Genomic DNA, 25,111 nt, shown 5'->3' on the forward strand with positions numbered 1-25,111 from the left:
ACACTAAGGATAACTGTTCGAAAAAGGAAGGGGATTAGCAGCATGCTAGGACTCGTGAAAAAGATATTTGGTGACGCGAACGAGCGCGAATTAAAGCGGATGTGGAAAGCTGTTGAATATATTAATTCCTTGGAGCCATCCATTGAGGTATTGTCAGACGAAGAACTGCGCAACAAGACCGTGGAATTCCGGGAACGTTTGGATAAAGGAGAAGACCTGGACGATCTGCTGCCGGAGGCATTCGCCGTTGTGCGGGAAGCTGGGAAGCGGGTGCTGGGCAAGCGTCATTATGATGTTCAGCTGATTGGCGGTATGGTGCTTCATGAGGGCCAGATTGCCGAGATGCGTACAGGGGAAGGGAAAACGCTCGTAGGAACGTTGCCGGTTTATTTGAATGCACTTGCCGGCCGAGGCGTACACGTGGTAACGGTCAATGATTACTTGGCGCAGCGCGACAGCGGCGAGATGGGTCAAATTTATTCCTTCCTGGGTATGACGGTTGGGGTAAACCTGCCGAACATGCAGCCGGCGGAGAAGCAAGAAGTATATGCATGCGATATTACGTACGGGACGAACAATGAGTTCGGCTTCGACTATTTGCGCGACAATATGGTGGTATACAAAGAGCAGATGGTGCAGCGGCCGCTTTATTTTGCGGTTATTGACGAGGTGGATTCGATCCTCGTGGATGAAGCCCGGACACCGCTCATTATTTCCGGACAAGCTGCCAAATCCACGGATTTGTACTACATGGCCGATCATTTTGTGAGCAAGCTGCAAGCGGAAGAGGACTATACCTTCGATGAGAAGCTGCGTTCCGTTGCGCTGACCGAAGTGGGTGTGGAGAAAGCGGAAACCACATTTGGGATTGAAAACTTGTTTGACCATGAACATGTGACCTTGAACCATCATATCCAGCAGGCACTGAAGGCTCATGTCATTATGCGCCGCGATGTCGATTATGTGGTACAAGACGATGAAATCGTAATTGTTGACGAATTTACGGGCCGTTTAATGGTAGGTCGTCGCTACAGCGAGGGGCTGCACCAAGCGATCGAGGCCAAAGAGCGGATTACCGTTCAAAACGAATCGATGACGCTCGCAACGATTACTTTACAGAACTATTTCCGGATGTACCGCAAGCTGTCGGGGATGACCGGTACCGCGAAGACGGAAGAGGAAGAGCTGAAGAAAATTTACGGGCTAGAGGTTATTGTCGTTCCGACGAACAAACCGACGATCCGTAAAGATATACCGGATGTTGTATACAAATCGATTCCAAGCAAATTCCGTGCAGTAGTGAATGAAATTGCCGAGCGCCATAAGAATAAACAACCGGTGCTGGTCGGTACCGTGTCTATCGAGAACTCCGAAATCCTGTCGGAAATGCTGAAGAAAAAAGGCGTTCCGCACAAGGTACTGAATGCGAAGTACCATGCGGAAGAAGCAGAGATCGTAGCTCTCGCTGGACAGGCTGGCGCCGTAACGATTGCCACCAACATGGCGGGCCGTGGTACGGACATCATGCTGGGCGAGGGTGTGGCCGATCTTGGCGGGCTGCATATTATAGGTACGGAACGACATGAGAGCCGCCGGATCGATAACCAGCTGCGCGGTCGTGCCGGCCGTCAGGGTGACCCGGGTTCTTCGCAGTTCTACTTGTCCTTGGAAGATGAATTGATGCGTCGCTTCGGCGCTGAGAATATCATGGGTATGATGGACCGCCTCGGCTTCGAAGAGGACCAGCCGATTGAGAGCAAGCTGATCTCGAAGGCGATCGAGTCGGCTCAGAAGCGCGTAGAGGGTAACAACTTCGACGTGCGGAAGATCGTCCTCCAGTATGACGATGTCATGAACCAACAGCGGGAGATCATCTACAAGCAGCGCCGCGAAGTCATTGAATCGGAGAATATCCGCGACATCGTGCTGGGCATGATGATGCCGGTCATAGACCGCATCGTTGAAGCTCACTGCTCAAGTGATCTCGTACCGGAGGAATGGGATCTGCAAGCCATTGTCGATTACGCGAACGGTACGTTCCTGCACGAGGGCCAGCTGTCCAAAGACGAGCTCTGGGGCAAGGAAAAAGAAGAGATCATCGAGTTCATCAAAGATCTGCTGAGACGCCTCTACGAAGAGCGCGAAGAGCAAATCGGCGTGTTTATGCGCGAATTTGAGAAAGTGGTTGTGCTGCGTGCGGTCGACAGCAAGTGGATGGATCACATCGACGCTATGGATCAGCTGCGTTCCGGTATTCACCTTCGTGCGTACGGCGGCACCGATCCGCTGCGTGAATACCAGTTCGAAGGCTACGAAATGTTCCAAGAGATGATCCAAAGCATCCAAGAGGAAGTAGCGACCTATATCATGAAGGCTCACGTAGAAACGAACCTGGTTCGTGAAGCGGTAGTCGATGAGCATGAGATGGCTACGAACGGCGAGCCTGCGCCGAAGCGTCCGGTCGTCAACAACGATCCGATCGGCCGAAACGATCTGTGTCCTTGCGGCAGCGGCAAAAAGTATAAGCAATGTCACGGGGTATAAGTAAAGCAAGTCTGAAGGCATAGAGGGAGGTTGGAGCTAAGAGTGCGGTGGTCAGGGGAAGGTGCTGACAACCGTGGGCGAGGCTCCGGTCTCCTTTTTCGCGAAGAGGCAAGTAAAATGATGATTGAGGTGCTGCGACATGTTAGAGGCGGATGTAAAGCGGGATTTGCAAGAAACGGCCAAGCGATTGGCTGAGCTCAGGGGGTCTCTTTGACTTAGATCTGAAGCTCGAGCAGATTGCCGATTATGAAGAGAAGATGTCGGCGCCGGATTTCTGGGACGACAATGAGAAAGCGCAGAAGCTGATTGCGGAGATGAATGGTGTCAAAGGCAGCGTGGATCAAATCCAAGCGCTGGTGACCGAGTTCGAGGACCTGGAGCTGATGGTGGAGCTGATGGTGGAGGAGCAGGATGACAGCATGGCGGCGGACATTACGGCCGGGATTGCCGCGCTGGTGAAGAAGCTCGAGGATTTTGAGCTGCAGCTCTTGCTCAATCAGCCTTATGATAAGATGGATGCGATTTTGGAGCTGCATCCGGGAGCGGGCGGCACGGAGTCGCAAGACTGGGCCGAGATGCTGCTGCGCATGTACCGCCGCTGGGCGGAAAAGCGTGACTTCAAGGTGGAGGTGCTCGACTATTTGCCGGGTGACGAAGCCGGGGTGAAGAGCGTGACGCTGCTCATTAAAGGGTATAATGCATACGGGTATTTGAAAGCGGAGAAGGGTGTGCACCGGCTGGTGCGGATCTCCCCATTCGACGCTTCGGGCCGCAGGCATACGTCATTCGTCTCGTGCGATATTATGCCGGAGATCGACGACGATGTGGAAATCGAGATTCGTACCGAGGATCTAAAGGTCGATGTGTATCGTGCCAGCGGTGCCGGAGGTCAGCATATCAATACGACGGACTCTGCCGTGCGGATGACCCATATTCCTACCGGTGTGGTGGTGAGCTGCCAGACCGAACGCTCCCAGATTAAGAACCGCGAACGCTGTATGAAAATGCTGCGCTCCAAGCTCTACGAGAAAAAAATCGAAGAGCAGCAAAAGCAGCTGGCGGAAATCCGCGGCGAAGTGGCGGACATTGCCTGGGGAAGCCAGATTCGTTCCTACGTATTCCATCCGTACAGCATGGTGAAGGATCACCGGACACTGGAGGAAACAGGGAACATTGGGGCGGTCATGGACGGCGATTTGGATGCGTTCATCGATGCATACTTGCGCAAGCAGATCACGAAGCCGGAAAAAGAAGCGTAAGTGTTTTAATGACCCAGAATTTATAAAAACCAAGGGATAAGATCATCCTACACTTGAAGTATACGCTCCAGCCGCAAGGGTACGACGCGATCGTCGTTGTCCTTGCCCGGCATGTCGAGCGTGACGGGAGTGTAGGATTTTTTGTACGTCCGGGAGAGGATGAGACTGGTATGAAGAGCACGAAGGAGCAAATAGAGAGGGCATTAGGGGAAAAGAGACGAAGGGGAGGAAGACGCTCGGCGGGCGCTGGAAATAGGCTTTGGAAGGAATATGCGCTGCTGGTGATCGGATCGCTGATTATTGCGGTGAGCTTTAATATGTTTTTTGTCCCGAATCAAGTGGCCTCCGGAGGCGTGTCGGGGATCAGCATCATTATCAATTACTTGACGGGGATCGAGCCGGCGATCACGCAGTGGGCGCTGAATATTCCGCTCTTCATCTTAGGCACGCTGCTGCTCGGGGGACATTTTGGAGTGAAGACGGCTGTTGGCTCGGTCATTCTGCCGCTGCTCGTTCTAGTTACGCGTCATGTGCCGGCAATTACAGACAATGTACTGCTGGCGAGCATCTATGGCGGTATCTTAGTTGGCCTGGGGCTCGGGCTCGTGTTTCGAGGACGGGGATCGACCGGGGGCCTGGATTTGGCGGCGCAATTATTACATAAGTATACAGGTATTGGGCTGGGGCTGTGCGTAGCGCTCCTGGACGGAACGGTCATCGTTTCGGCGGGGTTCGTGTTCACTCCGGAGAAGGCGCTGTATGCGCTGATTGGGCTGTTCGTTACAAGCAAAACGATCAATGTGGTACAAGTAGGACTCAGCTATTCGAAGGTGGCATTTATCATCTCGGAAGCGTCGGAACCGATTCGGCAGGCGATTCTGCATGATCTGGACCGCGGGCTGACCAAAATGCAGGCAACGGGAGGCTACACGGGAGAGGATCGTACCGTACTGATGGTCGTGGTGGGACAGACCGAGGTCAGTCGGTTGAAGGAGCTAGTGCGCAGCATTGATCCGGGGGCGTTTGTCATTTTGAGCGATACGAACGAAGTGCTGGGAGAGGGCTTTAAGCTTCCTAGTACGGGGATGAATCCATAAGGCGCAGCCGAGCGGAAGCGGGAAAAAGATGATTGAATTCGTTTTCAAATTTCGGTACGATGGGGTCGTAAGAGCATTGGGCGGATCGGAGGCGGTTGTGCGGCATGGGCAAAAAGCGTTGGGTGCTGGCGGCGATAGGCATCGTGTTGATGGGAGCCGTAGGCATAGGCTGTATGCTTGGCATGACTGCAAGGGATAGCGATGGAAGCTTCGTGTTCCGCAATCCGTTTTCCAAGCAGGTGGACGTGGTGGTGATCGGCACCGAGCTGGAGGGCATGTACCTGGCACGCCGCGCCAAGCAGGAAGGGCTAAAGGTGCTGATCCTGGAGCCGCGAAGCCGGCTAGGCGGGCAATTGCTGCAAGGGGAAATGCTCTATTTGGACGGCGTTTACAATGATCAAGGAGATTCCCTGGTACAAGGCGGCATGAAGGAGCTGTTCCATCTTTATGAGGAGGGACAGGTGCGGAACAAGGCGCAGTTTGCCGCATATTTTCACCGGCTCGTTCAGGGTATCCCACTAGAAAAAGGCGTCAGCCTTGAAGACGTCGTCGTAACAGACGGCAAAGTTACAGCGCTGCAGTACGGGAAGGATGGAAAACAGGATTGGGTTTATCCTACCTATGTGGTCGATAATTCTGATCAAGCGGCGCTGCTCCGTAAACTTAACTTGCAACCGCTTCCCGGTCTGGAGTCATTGTACGGAACAGGAACCGGAAACCGGGAATTTATGAGCGCCACCTATATGATGAAATTCAAAGGCGTAGATTGGCATACATTCTACAGCCGCTTTTGGAAGCTGGATAAAATGGAGCGCTCGAGCCTGTACGGACCAGATACGTATGTAGATTCAAATATTGCTTACGGGTTCCCGCCGATTGTCGGGAAGTACAAGCTGCAGCATCCGGACATGTTGAATTTGCGTGGATTGAATATTTTGAACCAAGGCAATGGCGAGGTCATCATCAATGCGCTGCAGGTTTATGATGTCGATCCGAGCAGGCCGGAGACGGTAGAGCGGGGAAAGCAAGCGGCTAGAGAGGAGATGCCGAGCATACTGGCGCATTTACGCAAGCACTTGGCCGGGTACGAGAATGCGGAGCTGAATGGAGAGCCACAAGAGCTATATATTCGGGAGTATTACCACTACCCCACGGAGTATGTGCTGCAGGCGTCGGATTTGATGAGCGGGCGGATGTTCTGGGACAATGTGAGCATCGGCGGGTATTTTATGGACATCCAAGGCTCTCGTTCAAACCGGGAGGGGTTCGCCATCGGTAAGCCGGACCAATACGGAATGCCGCTGCGCAGCTATTTGATCCGAGGCTATGACAATGTCATTACGGCCGGAAAAATGGTTGGCTCCACGGTCGTGGCTTACGGCAGCACACGCATTCAACCGAATGGCGCGCTGGCGGCAGAATCGATCGGGGTGCTGCTGGGGCGGATGAAGGGCCGAAGCCTGAAGACGGTAACCAAGGCGGAGATGACCGCGTTTCAAGCGGACTTGAATAAAAAGTACCGGATCCAAGTGGCACCGGTGGAGGCTAAGAATAAGATCAGCCACCTCACCGAGGAGCAAAAAAAGCAGCTGGACGAGGGCAAGCTGACACTGCTGGGAGAAGGAGTGGCGGCAAGGCATTTGCCGTTTATGCAAGTATCCTTGAACGGGACCGAAGTGCGGTACACCGGGGGGCTAAAGCCGCTTGCCATTGAGGATAGGCCATGGGCGCCGCTGCAGGAAACGTTTCGTTTGCTTGGGGCTGTGCAGGTGAGATACGATGTGGATAGCAAGAGGGTAACCTATTCCCTCGCCCAAAATCCGCAGGTGGAGTATGCGACCTGGCTGCCGGTGCATGTATTGAATAATTTTGCCCTGGTGGATATGGGGGAGGCGGCGAAGCTGCTGGGATACCGTCTGGACTGGGACTCCGCGCGGATGGTGGCTAAGCTGGAGCGGGCGTCGGACGAGCTGTAAGGCAAAGGATGTAGGCTACCTTCATTCATGAAAATGACGAATTTTTAGGTAAAAACGCATTGTATTATTATACCTTCGGATGTATAATAATACATAGTTTTCAGGGGCGTATGCATCGTTGCAGGCTCTCCTGGTGAGAGCACATCAGGTGCTGCGAGGCGGCCAAACGTTTAGGAGGGAACAGGATATGTCTACGAAATTAAGAGCAGCGATTGTCGGATCAACGGGATACGGCGGGGTGGAGCTGATTCGGCTTTTGCTTACACACCCGAATGTGGCTATTACATCGGTGATTTCATCCTCGAGCGCGGGAGCGCCGATTGCGGATGGGTTCCCGCATTTGAATCAAATTATGACCGACACGCTGGATGCGGTCGATGTCGAGCTGATCCGCGGGAAAGCGGACGTCGTATTTCTCGCTACTCCGCACGGAGTGGCTGCAGAGCTGGCTCCAAAATTTTTGGATGCGGGCATGAAGGTGATCGATATCTCGGGCGACTTCCGTTTGACGTCGGGCGAGGTGTACGAGAAGTGGTATAAGCACAAGCCGGCCGATCCGGCCTATGTGGAGAAGGCGGTTTACGGGCTTTGCGAAGTATTCGGAGAAGAAGTGCGGGGCGCCGAGTTTATTTCCAATCCCGGCTGCTTCCCGACGGCTACACTGCTCGGCTTGGCACCGCTGGCGGCTAAGGGCTGGATTGATTTGAAATCCATTATTGTCGACGCAAAATCCGGGGTTTCAGGAGCGGGACGGGGTCTGAGTCTGTCGTCGCATTTCTCCGAAATCAATGAAAACTTCCTGGCGTACAAAGTGAACAAACACCAGCATACGCCGGAAATTGAGCAGGTGCTCGGGCGTTTGGCTGGGGAAGAAGTGGTCATGACGTTCACGACGCACTTGGTGCCGATGACGCGCGGTATTTTGTCCACGATCTATGTGAATTTGAATGCGACACGCAGTGAGGACGAGATTCGTGAGCTGTATCGCAGCTACTATGAGGGCCGCCGTTTTGTGCGGATTCGTGAGCAAGGAAAATATCCGGCGACGAAGGAAGTAACAGGCTCGAATTACTGCGATATCGGGATGTCGCTTGATCCGCGCACGGGACGTTTAACCGTGATTTCGGTTATTGACAATGTAGTGAAAGGCGCTGCCGGTCAGGCGGTGCAAAACTTGAACCTACTGATGGGCTGGGATGAAGCGACAGGTCTTGCATTCACCCCGGTATACCCATAAGGCATAAGGGAGTGGAGAGCATGGCTGTGAATGATTTTGTTGTTGTGCCGGAAGGATCGGTAACGACTCCGAAGGGCTTTCGGGCAGGCGGGCTGCACTGCGGTTTGAAGAAAACCGAGCGCCATGACCTTGGCGTGATTGTCTGCGATGTACCTGCTCAGGCGGCGGGCGTATACACGCTCAACCAGTTCCAGGCGGCGCCTCTTTTGGTGACGCAGGAGAGCATTGGAGCAGGAGGCCAGCTGCAGGTGATGCTGGTTAACAGCGGCAACGCCAACGCTTGCACAGGCAAGCAGGGCGAGGACGATGCCCGCGCGATGCGTTCGGCAGCTGCCCGCGCCTTCGGCGTGGCGGATCATTTGGTCGGCGTCACGTCTACGGGCGTGATCGGACAGCTGCTGCCGATGCCTAAGGTGACGAGCGGCATCGAGAAGCTGCCGTCGGTGGTGAAGGTAGACGGCGGGGACGATTTTTGCCAGGCGATTTTGACGACGGACCTGGTTAAGAAAGAGATCTGTGTACGCCTGACGGTTGGCGGACGAACGGTACATATTGCGGGAGCTGCGAAGGGCTCGGGGATGATTCATCCAAACATGGCCACGATGCTGGGCTTCATCACGACGGATGCCAACATCGAGAGCGCTATGCTGCAAAAGCTGCTAAACGACGTGACGGATTCGACATTCAACATGATTACCGTGGATGGCGATACGAGCACGAACGATATGGTCGTTGCGATGGCGAGCGGGCTGGTTGAAGGCGACCGGTTGACGCCGGAGCATCCGGACTGGGCGGCCTTCGCAGCGGGCTTCAACCACGTAGGCGAGTACTTGGCCAAGGCGATCGCGCGAGACGGCGAAGGGGCGACGAAGCTGATCGAGGTCACGGTAGCGGGAGCGGCATCGCGGGATGCGGCGCGCGCAATTGCGAAAACCGTCATCGGCTCGAGCCTCGTGAAGTCGGCTTGCTTCGGCGCTGATGCGAACTGGGGCCGGATTATCGCCGCTGTAGGGCGTGCGGGCCAGCCAGTGAATACTGAAACGGTGGATATTCGCCTAGGCGATATCGTGGTGCTGGAGCAATCGCGTCCGGTGGTGTTCGATGAGGAGCAGGCACTGGAGTACTTGAAGGGCGACTTCGTGCTTATTCATGTGAACTTAAACATGGGTGAAGCGAGCGCAACGGCTTGGGGCTGCGACTTGACGTATGATTACGTACGCATTAATGCGGCGTATCGGACATAATATAGGGATCTTTGAGCGGAGCTCAAAGTCTCTCTGCTTTAGGGGATCTTTGAGCGGAGCTCAAAGTCTCTCAGGTTTAAGGGATCTTTTTCAAAAAGGGGAAACGGACGGATGAGCAACTGTTTTGTAATGAAATGCGGCGGGAGCACGCTGGCGGCGCTGCCGGACGTCTTTTTCGAGGATTTGAAGCAGCTTCAAGAGGAAGGCATCATTCCGGTCATCGTCCATGGCGGCGGTCCGGCAATCTCGGATACGCTGGGTAAGCTTGGCATTGAGACGGAGTTCGTGAACGGGCTGCGCAAAACGAACGAAGCGGTGCTGGACGTCGTGGAGATGGTGCTGGCGGGCCAGATCAACAAAGAAATCGTCCGCAAAATCCAGCTGTCCGGTGCGAAGGCACTCGGATTATCCGGTGTGGACGGCCATTTGATTCAAGCGAAGCCGGTGGCTAACAGCGCGGAAGTCGGCTTGGTCGGAGATGTGACGGATGTCAACGCTCAGCTGATCCAAGGCGTCGTCGGCATGGGCTACATGCCGGTAATTGCGCCGGTCGGTATTGGAGCCGACGGCGGGCAGCGCTACAACATCAACGCGGACACGGCGGCGGGTGCGGTGGCATCCCACTTGGGCGTGGAGCGAATGATTGTGGTGACGGACGTACCGGGCATCTTGAAGACGGTTGACGGCGAGAAGCGTGTACTGCCTTCGGTTACGGTGCAGGAGATCGACGATATGATCGCGAGCGGCGAAATTTACGGCGGTATGATCCCGAAGGTACGCGCAGCCGTGCAGTGCATTCAGGGCCAGGTGCGCGAGGTTGTCATTGTCGACGGCTCGGTACCGCAAGTGCTCAGCAAAGCGCTCAAAGAAGGCGGCATTGGCACACGGATCGTTAGATAACAAAGGAAATCATATTTTTCAATAAATAAATCAGCCAAAGGAGTGAACGGCATGGGAGAGGCTCAAAACGCACTGTTTCCGAACTACGGACGGTATCCTTTAACGTTTGTGAAAGGGGAAGGCAGCCGCTTGTGGGACGAGAACGGCAAAGAGTACCTGGACCTGATGTGCGGCCTGGCCGTTACGAATCTGGGGCACGCCCCGAAGCAGGTGACCGAGCGCCTGAAGCAGCAGGTGGATACGCTCTGGCACACGAGCAACCTGTTCCACATTCCGAATCAGGATCAGCTGGCTCAGCTTCTGGTAGATAACAGCTGTGCGGATGCGGTTTTTTTCTGCAACAGCGGTGCGGAAGCGAACGAAGCGGCGATCAAGATTGCACGGCGTTATTTTCAGAAGGTGGTTGGCCAGCCCGAGCGCTATGAGATCATTACCTACCACATGTCGTTCCACGGCCGGACTTTGGCTACGCTGACAGCAACTGGACAGGATAAGGTGAAGGAAGGCTTCTCTCCACTGCCGGAAGGCTTCATCTATGCGCCATACAACGACGCGGAAGCGACGGAGAAGCTAATCAGCGAGAAAACATGCGCAATTATGCTGGAGATGGTGCAGGGCGAAGGCGGCGTCAATCCGGCGGATCAAGCGTTCGTGAAGCGTGTAGCTGAGCTGTGTCAGCAGCACGGACTGCTCCTCATCGTGGATGAGATCCAGACGGGCATGGGCCGTACAGGCAAAATGTTCGCCTACGAGCACTACGGCATCGAGCCGGATGTGTTCACGCTCGCTAAGGGTCTCGGAAGCGGGATGCCGATCGGTGCGATGCTCGGCAAAGAGAAGCTGCGCCAGGCGTTCTCGGCGGGGAGCCACGGCTCGACGTTCGGCGGCAACTACTTGTCGACGGCGGCAGGGATCGCGACGGTCGAGACGCTGCTCGAAGAGAAGCTGCCGGAGCGTGCGGCGGAGCTAGGCGAGTATATCGTCAGCGAGCTGAAGGCGAAGCTGGCAGGAAACCCGCTGGTGGAGCAAATTCGCGGCCTCGGGCTGCTCATCGGCATTGGGCTGAATCAGCCGTCCGCAGACCTGATCAGTACCATTCATGAGCAGGGCGTATTGGTCGTTTCGGCGGGCCCGAACGTGATCCGTTTAGCGCCAAGCTTGCTGATCTCGAAGGAAGAGCTGGATCGCGGGCTGGAGACGGTCTGCACGGTGCTAGCGCAAAAAGCAGCAGCTACGGTTTAAAGCAAGAACGGAGTCATTTTGTTCACATAAGGAAGGAGATGCATTCATGGCAGGAGCAGCACAAGAGCTGGCAGTACAGCTCAAAGGGCGCGATTTTATCGGCTTAGTCGATTACTCCCCGGAGGAGATTCAATATTTGATCGATCTGGCGATCGATTTGAAGAAGAAGCAGAAGGCGGGCGAGATTTACCACCCTCTGAAAGGCAAGACGCTGGGGATGATTTTTGAAAAATCGTCCACGCGGACTCGTGTATCGTTTGAAGTGGGGATGTATCAGCTCGGCGGGCAAGCGCTTTTCTTAAGCCGGAACGACCTGCAGATCGGCCGCGGCGAGACGATCCACGATACGGCGCAGACGCTGTCGCGCTATCTGGACGGCATTATGATCCGTACGTACGCTCACCGGACCGTCATTGAACTGGCTCGCAACGCGACGATCCCGGTCATCAATGGGCTGACGGATTTGTCCCACCCATGTCAGGCGCTCGCAGACTATCAGACGGTGCTGGAGAAGAAAGGCCGTCTGCAAGGGCTCAAAGTAGCTTACATCGGAGACGGTAACAACATGGTGCATTCGCTCATGATGGGCGCGGCGAAGCTGGGGATGCATTTTGCCGTGGCGTCGCCTGCGAACTACCAGCCGGACAGCGGAGTGGTGCAGCTGTGCAAAGAAGCCGCGGCTCAAACTGGCGGCAGCGTTTTTGTCAGCACCGATCCGAAGGAAGCGATTCTGAACGCTGATGTCGTGTACACAGACGTTTGGGCGTCGATGGGCTTTGAGGAAGAGCAGAAGGAGCGGGAGATCGCGTTCAAGGACTATCAAGTGAACGACGAGCTCGTCCAATGGGCGAAAAAGGATTACCTTTTCATGCACTGTCTGCCTGCGCACCGCGGGGAAGAAGTGTCGGAGAGCGTCATTGACGGCAAAAACTCGGTGATTTTCGATCAGGCGGAAAATCGTCTGCACGCGCAAAAAGCGATCATGGCTGCGATTATGTAATTTTAGCATAACAAATCTAATGGGCTGCCCTTCGGGGCGGGAGAAACCTTGATCTATAAAGGAGAGTACATTTACGATGGCAAAGCAAAAGATCGTTCTGGCCTATTCCGGCGGTTTGGATACGTCGATTATTTTGAAATGGTTGAAGGAAACTTACGACGCTGAGATTATTGCTTTTACGGCGGATATCGGGCAAAAGGAAGAGCTGGATGGCCTGGAGGAAAAAGCGTTGAACACCGGCGCATCCAAAGTGTACATCGATGACCTGCGCGAAGAATTCGCTCGCGACTTCATCAATCCGATGTTCCAAGCGGGCGCGCTGTATGAAGGCCAATACCTGCTCGGCACGAGCATTGCGCGTCCTTTGATCGCGAAGCGCATGGTGGAAATTGCGCGCGCAGAAGGCGCTACAGCGATCGCTCATGGCGCGACCGGCAAAGGGAACGACCAAGTGCGCTTCGAGCTGACGGCCGCGGCTCTGACGCCGGACATCGAAGTGATCGCGCCTTGGCGTTTGGAGCAGTTCCGTGAGCAGTTCCCGGGACGTGCGGAAATGATCGCTTACGCTGAGAAGCACGGCATTCCGGTCACGGCATCGGCATCCAAGCCGTACTCGATGGACCGTAACCTGCTGCACATCAGCTACGAGAGCGGCGTACTGGAAGATCCATGGTTCGATGCGAGCGCACCAGAGAACAAAGATATGTTCCTTTTGAGCGCAGATCCAGAAGATGCTCCGGATCAAGCGGAGTACATCGAGCTGGAATTCGAGCAAGGGAACTGCGTAGCGGTCAACGGCGAGCGCATGATTCCGCTGCACATCATGGAGAAGCTGAACGAGCTGGGCGGCAAGCACGGAGTAGGTCGCGTTGACATGGTAGAGAATCGCTTCGTCGGCATGAAGAGCCGTGGCGTATATGAAACACCAGGCGGCGCTATCTTGTTCACCGCGCACCGCAAAATGGAATCCTTGACGATGGACCGCGAGGTTATGCATCTGCGTGACTCGCTTATTTCAAAATACGCTTCGCTCGTTTATAACGGCTTCTGGTTCGCTCCAGAGCGTCTCGCTCTGCAAGCGCTCGTCACCGAGAGCCAGAAAACGGTCAGCGGCGTCGTCCGCCTGAAGCTGTACAAAGGCAACGTGATCGCTGCCGGCGTGAAGAGCCCAGTGAGCTTGTACAACCCGAACATTGCGACGATGGAAGCGGACCCTACGAAAGCGTACGATCAAGGCGATGCGACAGGCTTTATCCGCTTAAATGCACTGCGTTTGCGTGTAGCGGCTGGCGTACATCAGAAGTAATTGATCGAGCGTTACGAGGTAGACCATACTTAACGATTATAGCTTAGGGTTTCCCTTTTCCCTACAGGGAGGGAAGCCCTAAGCTTATGTAAGCAGGAGAAAGGGGACATCGACGTGTCAAAGCTTTGGGGTGGACGATTTACGAAGAAAACGGATCAGCTGGTAGAGGAGTATACGGCATCGATCCTGTTTGATAAAGAGCTGGCGGAGGAAGATATTCAAGGGTCGCTCGCGCATGTCACGATGCTGGGCAAATGCGGCATTCTCCCGCTGGACGATGTAGAGAAGATCAAGGATGGCCTGCATAAGGTGCAGGGAATGATCCGACGCGGCGAGCTGGAGTATTCCGTCAGCGACGAGGACATTCACATGAACATCGAGAAGGCGTTGATCGACGAAGTCGGTCCGGTCGGCGGCAAGCTGCACACCGGGCGCAGCCGGAACGACCAAGTCGCTACGGACATGCACCTGTGGCTGCGCAAGCGCGTGATCGAATTCGTCGGCCTGCTGAATAAAGTGCAAGAGGCGCTGATCGAGCAGGCGAAGGCCAACCTCGATACGATCGTGCCGGGCTACACCCATCTGCAGCGGGCACAGCCAATCTTGTTCGCCCATCATCTAATGGCGTACGTGTCGATGTTCCAGCGCGATATCGAGCGTCTGCAGGACAGCTACAAGCGCGTGAACGTGCTGCCGCTCGGCGCAGGGGCGCTGGCGGGAACGACGTTCCCGATCGACCGTCACTTCGTGGCGCAGCAGCTTGGCTTCGACGGCGTGTACGAGAACTCCCTCGATGCGGTCAGCGACCGTGACTTCATCCTCGAGTTCCTCTCGAACGGGGCGATGATCATGATGCACCTGTCCCGCCTATGCGAGGAGTTCGTGCTGTGGTCCAGCACTGAATTCCGCTTCATTGAGCTGGACGATGCATTCTGCACGGGCAGCAGCATCATGCCGCAGAAGAAAAATCCGGACGTGGCAGAGCTTGTACGAGGCAAAACCGGCCGCGTTTACGGCAACCTGTTCGGTCTGTTGACCGTGCTGAAGTCGCTGCCGCTCGCGTACAACAAGGACATGCAGGAAGACAAGGAAGGCATGTTCGACACGGTCCGTACGCTGCAGGGCGCACTGCAATTGTTCGCTCCGATGATCAGCACGATGAAGGTCAACAAAGACCGGATGCGCCAAGCGGTGAACCAAGACTTTTCGAACGCAACGGACATCGCGGATTACCTGGTCAACAAGGGAATGCCGTTCCGCCAAGCGCATGAAGTCATCGGAAAGACCGTGCTCTACTGCATTCAAAATCAAAAATTCCTGCTCGACCTGAAGCTGGACGAATTCCACGAGTTCTCCAAGCTGTTCGATCAAGACATCTACGCGGTGCTCCAGCCGGAGCAAGTGGTGAACGCTCGCAACGTGTACGGCGGAACCGCCGGCAACCAAGTGAGTGGTGCAATTGAGCGTGCCGAGGCCGTCCTGAGCAAGTCGAATGCCTGGTTCGATGAGTACTTCGCGAAAAGCAGATAAGTCGAGCTCCCATAAACGGAAAAACGAAACGCGGCCCCGAGGCCGCGTTTTTTTGCATTTTCACCCTGCGTTACCGGAAATTCGGCCCCTTAACCCCATCCTCGATCAGCGGCTGCGGTGTTTCCCCTCCAGGACCGGGGGCGGCACGATCAATGCCGGAGGAGCCGCTGTTGGAGGCGATCAAGGTCGGCTGGGCGGAATAGGTGTCGCGCGAAATTTTCTCTTGCGAGACCACCACGCCGTTTTGTTTTTTATAGCGGTACGTCTCCACGATATAGCCGGGCTTCCCCGGTGTGACGACCTCCTGTTTACCGCTGGGCAGCGTTGGGTTGAGCACGTATTTGACCGGAGGCTGTAGCGTTTCGATCGTTTTCGACTCGATATCGTAGGTCAGCTCCGGCGGCGTTTGACCGAATAGCTTGACGGTAAGGCTTCGGTCGGTGGCTTCGGTGCGAATCAAAAGCGAGTGCTGGGAGCTGTTGCGGAACTTGAAGTTGATATAGCCGGTGGCAAAGGTAGCGTCCTGCCCCAGCGGTACATAGCTGATCGGCAGCGAGTGATTGCGCCGCTCGACGATTTCAAGCCCAGCGCGAAGCACGGCATTGTACAATGTAGACGATACTTGGCAGATCCCGCCGCCGATGCCCGGAACCAGCTTGCCGTTGAGAATGACGGGCGCTTCTTTGAACCCGAAATTTTTGCTCGTTTGCTCGATATACGGCGCGTAATCGAACACTTCCCCTGGCTTTAGCACGACATCTTGAATCGAGGCGGCGGTCGAGCACACGTTGTAAATCCGGCCCTCGGTGCTGACGTTTTTCGAAGGAGGAGGCGGGTAATTGGTGGTGAACTCGCTAATTTTACGCGTAATGCCCTGTAATTGAAGGGAAGCAACAGTAATTTTCGGTTCAATGGTTTTCATCGGCACGTTGATCGGCAGCGGATTCTTGGTAGTAGCGGGCTGCCGCGACGGATGCTCTAGCAAGCTGCTGCCGGCCCAGTTGGCCGATCCCCAAGTTGGCAGGAGGGCGTTCAGCGCGCTGGCGAGCTTCTCCTCGTCCACTTTTTCCACGCGACTCTCCGGAACATACCGAATCGTATCATCCGCTTGAACGACCCTCTGCGCATTGACCGGCTGCCGTGCGTAGACCTGGGGGAACACCTGCTTCAGCTTGGCCGTCAGCGGTTCTCCCGCCATCGACCGGGGCAGTGTCCAAGCAGCGCCTCGAGTGTGCCACTTGTAGAGCGCTTTTTGAAACATGGAGCCCTCCCGAAGCGGCCGCAGGCGTGCCTTAATCTCCTGCTCGTCCACTTGCAATCCCAGCTGCTCCAGCGTCAAATCGGCCGTAATGCCGCCGCTGACCATTAACCGAATGGGCTGCCCCATCAGCCTAGCTTTCTTTTCCTGCAATTGTCGCTCCAGCTCCGCAGCAGGCATGCCTCCCACCGACCAATCTCCAATGGTCACGTGCGCGGGAAGGGTAGGAAGCGATCCGTAAACGGCTATCGTAATGAACGCCGACAGGGTGATGAGGAGTGAACCAACCACCAACCACCAAACGCGGGGGGGAATGTGTGCCATGACAGGTTCTCCTTTGGGATTTAGCTCAAGCTCGTACACTACGATGTATATGCGGCCAAGCTTCGAAACTTTCCAAACACCTGTGTGAAAACGATGTCGTAACACCTGTGACAAAGTGTAGAAATTCACAATTGCACAAAGGATTTTGCGTTTTTGTGTCGAACTTATAAAGGCTGGGGCAACCCGCAAAACTTTCAGGATGTGATACCGTGATTGAAATGAAAGACGTGTGGAAAACGTACCCAGACGGAAGCCACGCTCTCAAAGGCATCAATGTTCAAGTGGACCGTAACGAATTCGTCTACGTCGTGGGCCCCTCGGGCGCCGGTAAATCGACATTCATGAAATTGATCTATAGAGAAGAACGACCGACCAAAGGGACGATTTTCGTCAACGGGTTTAACCTAGAGAAGCTCAAGCAGCGCAAAATCCCTTATGTCCGCCGGAATATCGGCGTCATCTTTCAAGACTACCGTTTGCTCCCGAAGCTGACGGTGTTTGAGAATGTCGCTTTTGCCATGGAGGTCATCGAGGCGCCGAAGAAGATCATCCGCAAGCGCGCAATGGAGGTTCTGGAGCTCGTGAAGCTGAAGGACAAGTTGAATTCGCTTCCAACGCAGCTGTCCGGGGGAGAGCAGCAGCGGGTAGCCATCGCCAGAGCGATCGTGAACAATCCGTCTGTCATCGTCGCCGACGAACCGACCGGAAACCTCGACCCCGAGACGTCCTGGGGCATTATGAAGCTGATGGAAGAGATCAACTTCCGCGGAACGACGATTATCATGGCTACGCATAACAAGGAAATCGTCAACACGATGCGTAAGCGCGTATTGGCGATTGAATCGGGCCGAATCGTCCGGGATGAACTGAGGGGTGAATACGGCTATGAAGATTAGAACGGCCGTACGGCACCTTCGGGAGGGGACAAAGAACGTCGCTCGGAACGGCTGGATGTCCTTTGCCTCGATCAGCTCGATTTCCATCTCGCTATTTATATTAGGTGTGTTTTTACTGCTCACGCTCAACGTGAATTACTTGGCGGAGCAGATCGAGCAGCAGGTGGAAATCCGAGTATACCTTGAGGTAAACACCCCGGATAGCCAGATTACGCAGCTCCAAAATGAGATTGGTGCCATCCCGCAGGTCGATAAGGTACGCTTCGTATCGAAGGAAGAAGGACTGAAGTATCTGCGGGAGAAGCTTGGGGAAAGCGGCAAGCAGCTGCTCGAGGGCTTTGACGGCGACAACAATCCGCTTAACGATTCGTTCACCGTCGAGGTGTCGGAGCCGCGCGAGGTGGCGTCGGTTGCCGCGAAGATTTCGGATCTGAACGCAACCAAGCCGGCCAAGCCGATTTACCGGGTTAGCTACGGGCAAGGCACCGTTGAAACGATGTTTAAAGTGACGACGATCGTGCGCAACGTCGGTTTGGTGCTCGTCGCCGGCCTGGCGCTGACCGCCATGTTCCTGATTTCCAATACGATCAAAATTACGATTGTCGCTAGGCGTCGCGAGATTTCGATCATGAAGCTGGTGGGAGCGACGAACTCGTTTATTCGCTGGCCGTTTTTTATCGAGGGTGCGCTGCTGGGCATTATCGGCTCCATTATCCCTACCGGCGTGCTGCTCTACGGCTATTGGCAGATGATGCGGTCGCTGCAGCTCGATTTGAATTTGCTGCTCATTAAGCTGCTGCCTTTTGACGACATCAGCATGAAAGTGGCAGGCCTATTGATCGGGATCGGCGTGTTGATCGGGATCTGGGGTAGTACGTTATCGGTGCGCAAGTTTTTACGTGTATAGAAGGTTAGCCCGAATTTTGGCGAAAAAAGCCGTAGGACAAGACGAGTACGGGAGGAACAGGTGTTGAAAAAATCTTTTCTGCCACTAGTTGCAGCTGCCGGTCTCTTGGGTACATTACTGCTGCCGCAATACGGATTTGCGATCTCCGAATCCCAACGGATCGAGCAAGAGCTGAATCAGCTCAAGAAAACGAAAACCGCCGTTCAGCAAAAGGCTGCCGACACGGAGAAGGAAAAAGGCAAGGTCCAGCAGGAGAAGCAACAGAGCACGACGGATCTGAACACCATTTTAGGCCAAATTGATACGACGAATCAGAAGCTGGTTTCGCTCAACGAGCAGACGGCTACCGTTTCCGATGCCCTCAAGGACAATGCGAAGCAGCTGGAAGATGCGGGCGCGCGGATTACAACCCGGGACCAGATGCTGAAATCCCGTCTGCGGCTCATGTACATGAACGGAGTCGTATCCTATGCGGATGTGCTGCTCAGCTCGACGAACTTCAGCGACTTTTTGGACCGGCTGAACGCGCTTAAGTCGATTGTGAATCAGGATAAAGAAATATTGGAAGCCAATAAGCGGGATCGGGACTTGGTGGCGGCCAAACGGGTGACGATTGAGAAGCAGCTGGCGGAGGTAAAGGATCTCTACGCGCAGGCGGCGGCTATTAAGGCGGATCTGGTCGTCAAGGAGAAGGAGAAGGAAGTGAAGATCGCCAGCCTCTCGAAAAAAGAGCAGGAGCTGGATGAGATCACCGAGGAAGCGGAAAAGCAGATGCTGCAGGTGGCGCGTCAAGAGGCGACCAAGCAGCTAGCGCTGCAGCAGGCGAAGGCGGCGGAAGCAGCCAAGCAAAGCAGCGGCAAGGCACCGGCTCCGGCCTACACGTACACCCCGGGAGGCAAGTTCGCTTATCCGCTGCCGAGGGTCGTGAACAAGTCCTCTGACTTCGGCGTCCGGATAGATCCGTTCACAGGGAAGCAGGCCGGGCATACGGGTGTGGATTTACCATCTCCGCAGGGTACCGATATTTATGCGGCTGAGGACGGCGTCGTCATCTTGGCGACCTGGTGGAGCGGATACGGCAACTGCGTTATCATCGATCATGGCAAAGGCGTTTGGACGCTCTACGGTCATATTCGCAATGACGGGATAGTGGTAGACAAAGGCGATACCGTTAAACGCGGACAAAAGATCGCCGAGGTAGGCGCGACCGGACGGGCCACCGGAAATCACCTTCATTTTGAAGTACGGATTAATGAAAACCCGGTCGATCCGAAGCCATACATCGGGATTAAATAAACCGCCGCTCATAATTTTCCAAGGCTTGTCATACACTATATAAGATGGATTTTGGATTCCTTTTTTATAGAGAGACAAGTTATCAAATTGGGTGGTACTTAATAGGGTAACGTTGCAGCTGTTACAGCGTGGAATCACGATGTCAGTTGTCAACGAGTTGCGACGGTAAAGGCGGTGTGTAGTGAGGTATGACGTTCAAAGGACGTACGGTAATTGCATTTATTCTTTTAGCTATGTTTGCCAGCAGTATTATGACCCTCACGATTGTGAACCCGTCGGTGTTCTCGGCCGCAGGTAAAGAAGGCGTCACCGATGTGAAATCGGGGCTGACGAGCAAGGATTACACGAAGCTGGCCACGACGTATCAGCTGATTGAGAGCAAGTTTTTGAACGAAGTGGACCATGAGAAAATCGTGAATGGCGCGATTAACGGCATGCTCTCGACACTGGACGATCCGTTCACGGTGTACATGGATCAGAAGGAAGCCAAGCAGTTCGACGAGAACATCACGTCTTCCTTCCAAGGCATCGGAGCGGAAGTCACCTCCTCGGATGATGGGAAGGTAACGATCGTCTCCCCGATCAAGGGCTCGCCGGCGGAGAAAGCAGGGCTGCATGCGAATGACGTCATCGTCTCGGTAAACGGCGAGAAGCTGGAAGGGCTGACGCTGAACCAAGCGATTATGAAAATTCGAGGTCCCAAAGGGACCCAGGCCAAGATTGAAATCATCCGGGCCGGCACGCCGGAGCCGATTCAAGTGATCGTCGTGCGCGACGATATCGATGTGGAGACGGTCATTGCCGAGATGCTGCCGAACAACATCGGGAAGATCGAAATTCGCCAGTTTTCCAGCAACACGGCCAAGCGCTTTAAGGATGAGCTAAAGAACCTTGAAGACAAAGGCATGAAAGGCTTGATCATTGATGTGCGGAATGATCCAGGCGGCTTATTGTCAGCCGTTGTAGAGATCGTCGAGCCGTTTGTGCCGAAAGGCAAAGCAATCGTCCAGATCGAGAACCGCAAGGGCGAGCGCGAGGAAACGCCATCGCAGGGGACGGGCAAGCCGTATCCGGTGACAGTGTTGATTAACAAGGGCAGCGCCAGCGCGTCGGAAATTTTGGCCGGGGCTCTGCATGATTCGGCGGGCAGCAAGCTGATCGGCGAGAACTCCTTCGGAAAAGGGACGGTTCAAGTCACGTTCGAGAAGGAAATGGGCGACGGCAGCAACATCAAGATGACCGTCTACAAATGGCTGACGCCAGCCGGCACATGGATTCATAAGAAGGGCATCGCCCCTGATATGGCGGTGGACCAGCCGGGCTTCTTCAAAGCGGCTCCGCTGACGAAGAAGGCGACTTTGAAGCCGGATACGACGAGCGACGATGTGAAGAACCTGCAGATTATGCTGCAAGGTTTGGGACTCAGCCCGGATCGTACGGACGGGTACTTTAGCGATAAAACCGCGCAGGCGGTGAAGGCGTTCCAGCGGATGAACAGCTTGCCGGTGACGGGCGAGGTGGATACGGAGACGGCTACGAAGCTGGAGAAAGCGATTCTGGCAGCCATTCGCGATCCCAAAAATGACCTACAGCTGAAGGCGGCCGTACAACAAGTGCAGGATGCGATTGCGAAAAAGTAACATGACCCTCATGCCTAGGGGATATCTGGGAAATTCAGGGGTTAGGCAGGAAAAGATTCTCTCACGTCGAAATATTAAAAGAAGGCGGGCTCCGATGAGTTTCGGAAGCTTGACCTTCTTTTCTTTTATCGTTACAGAAACTTAAGTTCGGTGAACTGCTAAGGCACGGACGAGAGCTTTCTGTACCAAGAAAAACTTCCGCTTAATCGCGGTCGCTCATCCTTGAAGGACTTCGTTAACAGTTTTTCTTATTCCTTTCCATCTTCGCATTCAAAGGAGCAGGCTATGAACCTGGTTGCCGATGTAGGGTATCGAGGGCTGCAGGCCCTGTTACAGCTCGTGTTGCATCCTTTTTACTATGTAGGGCTGATCTTTATTGTACTGCAATACCGCAGGCAGATTGCGTTTGAGCGTAAGCTGTTTGCCACGAAGCTGCATTCCTTAGTCTCAGAAACGTGGAGAACGGTGCTGTGGGGCTGGATCGGCGGATTATTCGCCTCCGTGTTGATGGCCGTTGTCGGAGCTACGGTGCAGCCGGAAGCGGTTACGTTGTTGTGGGTGATCTCGCTCGTGCTGATCCTGTTCCGTGTGCGCTTTCTATGCTGGGCGTATGCTGTTGGGATCATCGGAGTGCTTCAGACGGTGGTCGGTGCGTTTGGCGTCCTGCGAGATGAGGCATCGATTGCTTGGTTAACTGGACCGCTCATGCAGCTGAGTATGCCGGCGATGCTTGCACTCGTTGCGATTCTTCATTTGGTGGAAGCGCTGTTTGTGCGTCGGCAAGGGGCTCGCTTCGGAACGCCAATGTTTTTTGGAAGTAAGCGCGGTAAAATTGTCGGAGGTTATCACCTGCAGGGCTTTTGGCCGATGACGTTGTTTCTGCTGGTGCCGGTGCAAAATGGAGGCCCGGCTCTGCCGTGGACCCCGCTGCTCGGCGGCGACCTGTGGCAGCACGGCTGGGCGCTGGTCGGCTTCCCCGTCATGATCGGCTTCGCCGAGATGACCATCTCGCGCCTGCCGCGGGACAAGGTTCGGATCAGCTCCAATCTGCTGCTGCTCTATGCAGGCATCATGCTAGGTCTCGCTGCGCTGGCATCGTTGTGGCCGGTGCTGACGCTTCCTGCGTGCTTGCTCTGCATTCTATTGCACGAAGCGATCATCTGGTACAGTCGCTGGGAAGAGACGCACCGCGTACCGCTCTTTGTTCACGGCAGCCGGGGGCTGAAGATTCTTGGGTTGCTTCCTGGAAGTCCGGCGGAGGAGCTCGGCATGCAGGTTGGAGAAACGGTGCATAAGGTGAACGGCGTGCTGGTACGAACGAAGTCGGAGCTGCATCAAGCGATGCAGGTGAATTCGGCGTTTTGCCGGCTGGAGATTTTGAATCTGGCCGGCGAAAGCAAGTTTTTAAAGCGGGCGATGTTCTCCGGTGAGCATCATCAGCTCGGCATTATTTTGGCTCCGGATCAAGATGCGTTGCACTATGCGGAAGAGAAGCAGCGACCGATTTTTGCCTATCTCAGCCGGAGGCTGGTCGGATTGCTCAGCAAAGAATCGTCGCAGTCCCGATCGGTGTAAAAGAAAAAAGCCGCTTGCGCCCCTAAAGGGGACGCAATGCGGCTTTTGTTGTTATAATACTAGACTTTCCAAGTTTTGAGCGGAGCTCAAGAAGTCTAGTATTTCAAGAAAAGCTACCGCTAAAGCACGAATGTACTTCCTCGAATAGGCTCCGATCAGGAGCTTTTCTTATTGCTGGGCCGGGGCTAGCTTCTCCCGCAGCACTACAATCTCTACGCGGCGGTTCTTGGCTCGGTTCTCCGCGCTGTTGTTCTCCACAACCGGCCTAGTATCGGCATACGAGGTCGAGATAAACCGTTTCTCATCCTGCTGGGCATTATAGATAAAATAACGCAGCACGGATAGGGAACGGGCCTGGGATAAGCCCCAGTTGTCTCTGTAAGCGGAGCCGGTAGACAGCGGAAGGTCATCCGTGTGTCCCTCGATGCTAATCGTGGCGTCCAGCGTCGGGAACAACGAGGCGAGCTGGTTCAAGATCGGGTAAGCTGCAGGCTTCAAATCGGCTTTCCCCAGATCGAATAGGAACAGATCGTTCAAGGTAACGGCTACGCCGCGCGGTGTATCGGCAGCGGAAACCTGCGTCTGCAGGTTGTTCTGTTCAATGTAGGATTGAACTTTTTGCAGAAGATCTTGAAGCTGCTGCTCTTTCTTCTCGCGATCTTCTTTTTCTTGCTTTTCTTTTTCTTCCTGCTGTTTCTTCACGGGATCCGAACCGCCCTTGGAGGGGTTATTCGCGCCCATCACACCAGTGCCTTGAGGCATCATCGTATCCGCTTTTTTAAATTCTAGCTTTAAAGCCTGCGACAAGATCTCGTACTTCTGGATGTCGATCTTACTCATGGCGTACATGATGACAAAGAAGATCAACAGCAGGGTAATCAAGTCGGCGTATGTAATGAGCCAGCGTTCGTGATTTTCGGGTGCTTCCTGCTTCTTCCTATTCCTCGCCACCGGCTTCACCCGCCTCAACTTTTTTCTGCTCCTGATGGAGGAAGGAGTTCAGTTTCTTCTTAATCAGCTGCGGATTTTCACCGGCTTGAAGCGCCAAAATGCCTTCGAGCATGAGCTCCATCTCGGAAATTTGCTCCTTGCTGCGAATCTTGATCTTGCTGGCAATCGGCAAATAGATCACGTTCGCCGAGCTGACGCCATACAATGTGGCAGTAAACGCTACGGCAATGGCCGGGCCTAGGCTGCTCGGATCGGACAGGTTGCCCAGAACGTGGATTAGGCCCATAACGGTACCGATAATCCCCATCGTCGGTGCAAAGCCGCCGCCGGCTTCAAAAATCTTGGCCCATCCTTCATGGTGGTGTTCGATTGCATCCATCTCAAGCTCTAGAATTTGTCGCGTGAGTTCAGGGTCGGTTCCGTCGACGACCATCATCAGGCCATCCCGCAAAAACTGGTTCGGGTGCTCCTGCGCACGCTGCTCCAAGGCGAGAACGCCTTCCCGACGAGCAACGGTAGCCATGTCAACAACCTCTTCAATGATGGCGGCAGGATCTCTGTGCGTCTCCTTGAACGCCATGCTAAACGCCTTTGGCAGCTCCTTCAGTCTGGACATCGGAAAGCTGACGGCAACGGCACCGAACGTCCCCCCGAATACGATCAGCATCGCGCTGGGAACGATAAGCGCACCTAAGTGACCGCCGTCCCACATATACCCCCCGACTAATGCCGCTAAGCCTAGAACAATCCCTAAAATCGTAGTTAAATCCACGTTCGTTCCACCCCTAAATTCACTGAATTAAGTTGCTTGTTATCTCTGTTTGTTCGAAAAATGAGGAAATGGGATTCGTTTGCAACAGTGTGCGAAAAAAGGTATAATATATGGGAACAAATATTCCTATTGCAGGAAATCGTCGAACAATGTCGAA

Annotated in this window: 19 protein-coding genes; 16 read left to right on the forward strand and 3 right to left on the reverse strand. The window is 54.5% G+C overall.

What is annotated here, in order from left to right:
- Positions 1-42: 42 nt before the first annotated feature.
- The 11 genes from secA (at position 43) to argH (ending at position 15,335) form a co-directional block, all read left to right on the forward strand.
- Complete coding sequence (gene secA, locus FPZ49_RS14210) at positions 43-2,544, forward strand: preprotein translocase subunit SecA (RefSeq protein ID WP_144847737.1); 2,502 nt, start codon at positions 43-45, stop codon at positions 2,542-2,544.
- A gap of 139 nt (positions 2,545-2,683) precedes the next feature.
- Positions 2,684-3,803 (forward strand): peptide chain release factor 2 gene (gene prfB, locus FPZ49_RS14215; RefSeq protein WP_144847738.1). Its coding sequence is split into 2 segments (ribosomal slippage): positions 2,684-2,755 and positions 2,757-3,803, totalling 1,119 coding nucleotides; the frame shifts between segments, so codons are not numbered across the junction.
- A 170-nt stretch (positions 3,804-3,973) separates the two neighbouring features.
- Positions 3,974-4,900, forward strand: a complete 927-nt coding sequence (locus tag FPZ49_RS14220; RefSeq protein WP_144847818.1) for a YitT family protein — start codon at positions 3,974-3,976, stop codon at positions 4,898-4,900.
- 104 nt (positions 4,901-5,004) lie between these two features.
- A complete protein-coding gene (locus FPZ49_RS14225) occupies positions 5,005-6,876 on the forward strand; it encodes an FAD-dependent oxidoreductase (protein WP_144847739.1) in 1,872 nt (623 codons plus the stop codon).
- Positions 6,877-7,063: 187 nt separating this feature from the next.
- Positions 7,064-8,113, forward strand: coding sequence for an N-acetyl-gamma-glutamyl-phosphate reductase (argC, locus tag FPZ49_RS14230; RefSeq protein WP_144847740.1), 1,050 nt, complete (start codon positions 7,064-7,066; stop codon positions 8,111-8,113).
- 20 nt (positions 8,114-8,133) lie between these two features.
- Positions 8,134-9,357, forward strand: coding sequence for a bifunctional glutamate N-acetyltransferase/amino-acid acetyltransferase ArgJ (gene argJ, locus FPZ49_RS14235; protein ID WP_144847741.1), 1,224 nt, complete (start codon positions 8,134-8,136; stop codon positions 9,355-9,357).
- Between the two features lie 111 nt (positions 9,358-9,468).
- A complete protein-coding gene (gene argB / locus FPZ49_RS14240; protein WP_144847742.1) occupies positions 9,469-10,257 on the forward strand; it encodes an acetylglutamate kinase in 789 nt (262 codons plus the stop codon).
- 51 nt (positions 10,258-10,308) lie between these two features.
- Entirely contained in the window at positions 10,309-11,499 is a 1,191-nt protein-coding gene (locus tag FPZ49_RS14245) for an acetylornithine transaminase (protein WP_144847743.1), read from the forward strand.
- A 46-nt stretch (positions 11,500-11,545) separates the two neighbouring features.
- Positions 11,546-12,499: an ornithine carbamoyltransferase gene (gene argF, locus FPZ49_RS14250; protein WP_144847745.1), complete on the forward strand. Its 954-nt coding sequence runs from the start codon at positions 11,546-11,548 to the stop codon at positions 12,497-12,499.
- Between the two features lie 76 nt (positions 12,500-12,575).
- Positions 12,576-13,805 carry an argininosuccinate synthase gene (locus FPZ49_RS14255; protein ID WP_144847747.1) on the forward strand — a complete coding sequence of 410 codons (1,230 nt, stop codon included), beginning with the start codon at positions 12,576-12,578 and terminating at the stop codon, positions 13,803-13,805.
- 114 nt (positions 13,806-13,919) lie between these two features.
- Positions 13,920-15,335, forward strand: coding sequence for an argininosuccinate lyase (argH, locus tag FPZ49_RS14260; protein ID WP_144847749.1), 1,416 nt, complete (start codon positions 13,920-13,922; stop codon positions 15,333-15,335).
- Positions 15,336-15,405: 70 nt separating this feature from the next.
- On the opposite strand, the gene FPZ49_RS14265 is transcribed toward argH, so the two are convergent.
- Positions 15,406-16,917: a VanW family protein gene (locus FPZ49_RS14265; RefSeq protein ID WP_144847751.1), complete on the reverse strand. Its 1,512-nt coding sequence runs from the start codon at positions 16,915-16,917 to the stop codon at positions 15,406-15,408.
- Positions 16,918-17,126: 209 nt separating this feature from the next.
- Here FPZ49_RS14265 and ftsE point away from each other — a divergent pair, with 209 nt between their 5' ends.
- The 5 genes from ftsE to FPZ49_RS14290 all read left to right on the forward strand — a co-directional run bounded on the left by ftsE (position 17,127) and on the right by FPZ49_RS14290 (position 23,231).
- The gene (gene ftsE / locus FPZ49_RS14270; RefSeq protein WP_144847753.1) at positions 17,127-17,813 is read left to right on the forward strand and encodes a cell division ATP-binding protein FtsE; all 687 of its coding nucleotides are present in this window, start codon (positions 17,127-17,129) and stop codon (positions 17,811-17,813) included.
- Complete coding sequence (ftsX, locus tag FPZ49_RS14275) at positions 17,803-18,720, forward strand: permease-like cell division protein FtsX (RefSeq protein WP_144847755.1); 918 nt, start codon at positions 17,803-17,805, stop codon at positions 18,718-18,720. The genes ftsE and ftsX overlap by 11 nt, the downstream gene beginning before the upstream one ends.
- Positions 18,721-18,780: 60 nt before the next feature.
- Complete coding sequence (locus FPZ49_RS14280; protein ID WP_144847757.1) at positions 18,781-20,016, forward strand: murein hydrolase activator EnvC family protein; 1,236 nt, start codon at positions 18,781-18,783, stop codon at positions 20,014-20,016.
- Positions 20,017-20,204: 188 nt separating this feature from the next.
- Positions 20,205-21,656, forward strand: coding sequence for a S41 family peptidase (locus tag FPZ49_RS14285; protein ID WP_144847758.1), 1,452 nt, complete (start codon positions 20,205-20,207; stop codon positions 21,654-21,656).
- Positions 21,657-21,941: 285 nt separating this feature from the next.
- Complete coding sequence (locus FPZ49_RS14290; protein WP_144847760.1) at positions 21,942-23,231, forward strand: PDZ domain-containing protein; 1,290 nt, start codon at positions 21,942-21,944, stop codon at positions 23,229-23,231.
- A gap of 168 nt (positions 23,232-23,399) precedes the next feature.
- Here the strand turns inward: FPZ49_RS14290 and FPZ49_RS14295 are convergent, their stop codons facing one another.
- Positions 23,400-24,191, reverse strand: coding sequence for a flagellar motor protein MotB (locus FPZ49_RS14295; protein ID WP_261381411.1), 792 nt, complete (start codon positions 24,189-24,191; stop codon positions 23,400-23,402).
- A complete protein-coding gene (locus tag FPZ49_RS14300; protein WP_144847764.1) occupies positions 24,169-24,954 on the reverse strand; it encodes a flagellar motor protein in 786 nt (261 codons plus the stop codon). The genes FPZ49_RS14295 and FPZ49_RS14300 overlap by 23 nt, the downstream gene beginning before the upstream one ends.
- Between the last annotated feature and the right edge of the window lie 157 nt (positions 24,955-25,111).

Source organism: Paenibacillus cremeus (assembly GCF_007786445.1).
Lineage (GTDB): Bacteria > Bacillota > Bacilli > Paenibacillales > NBRC-103111 > Paenibacillus_G > Paenibacillus_G cremeus.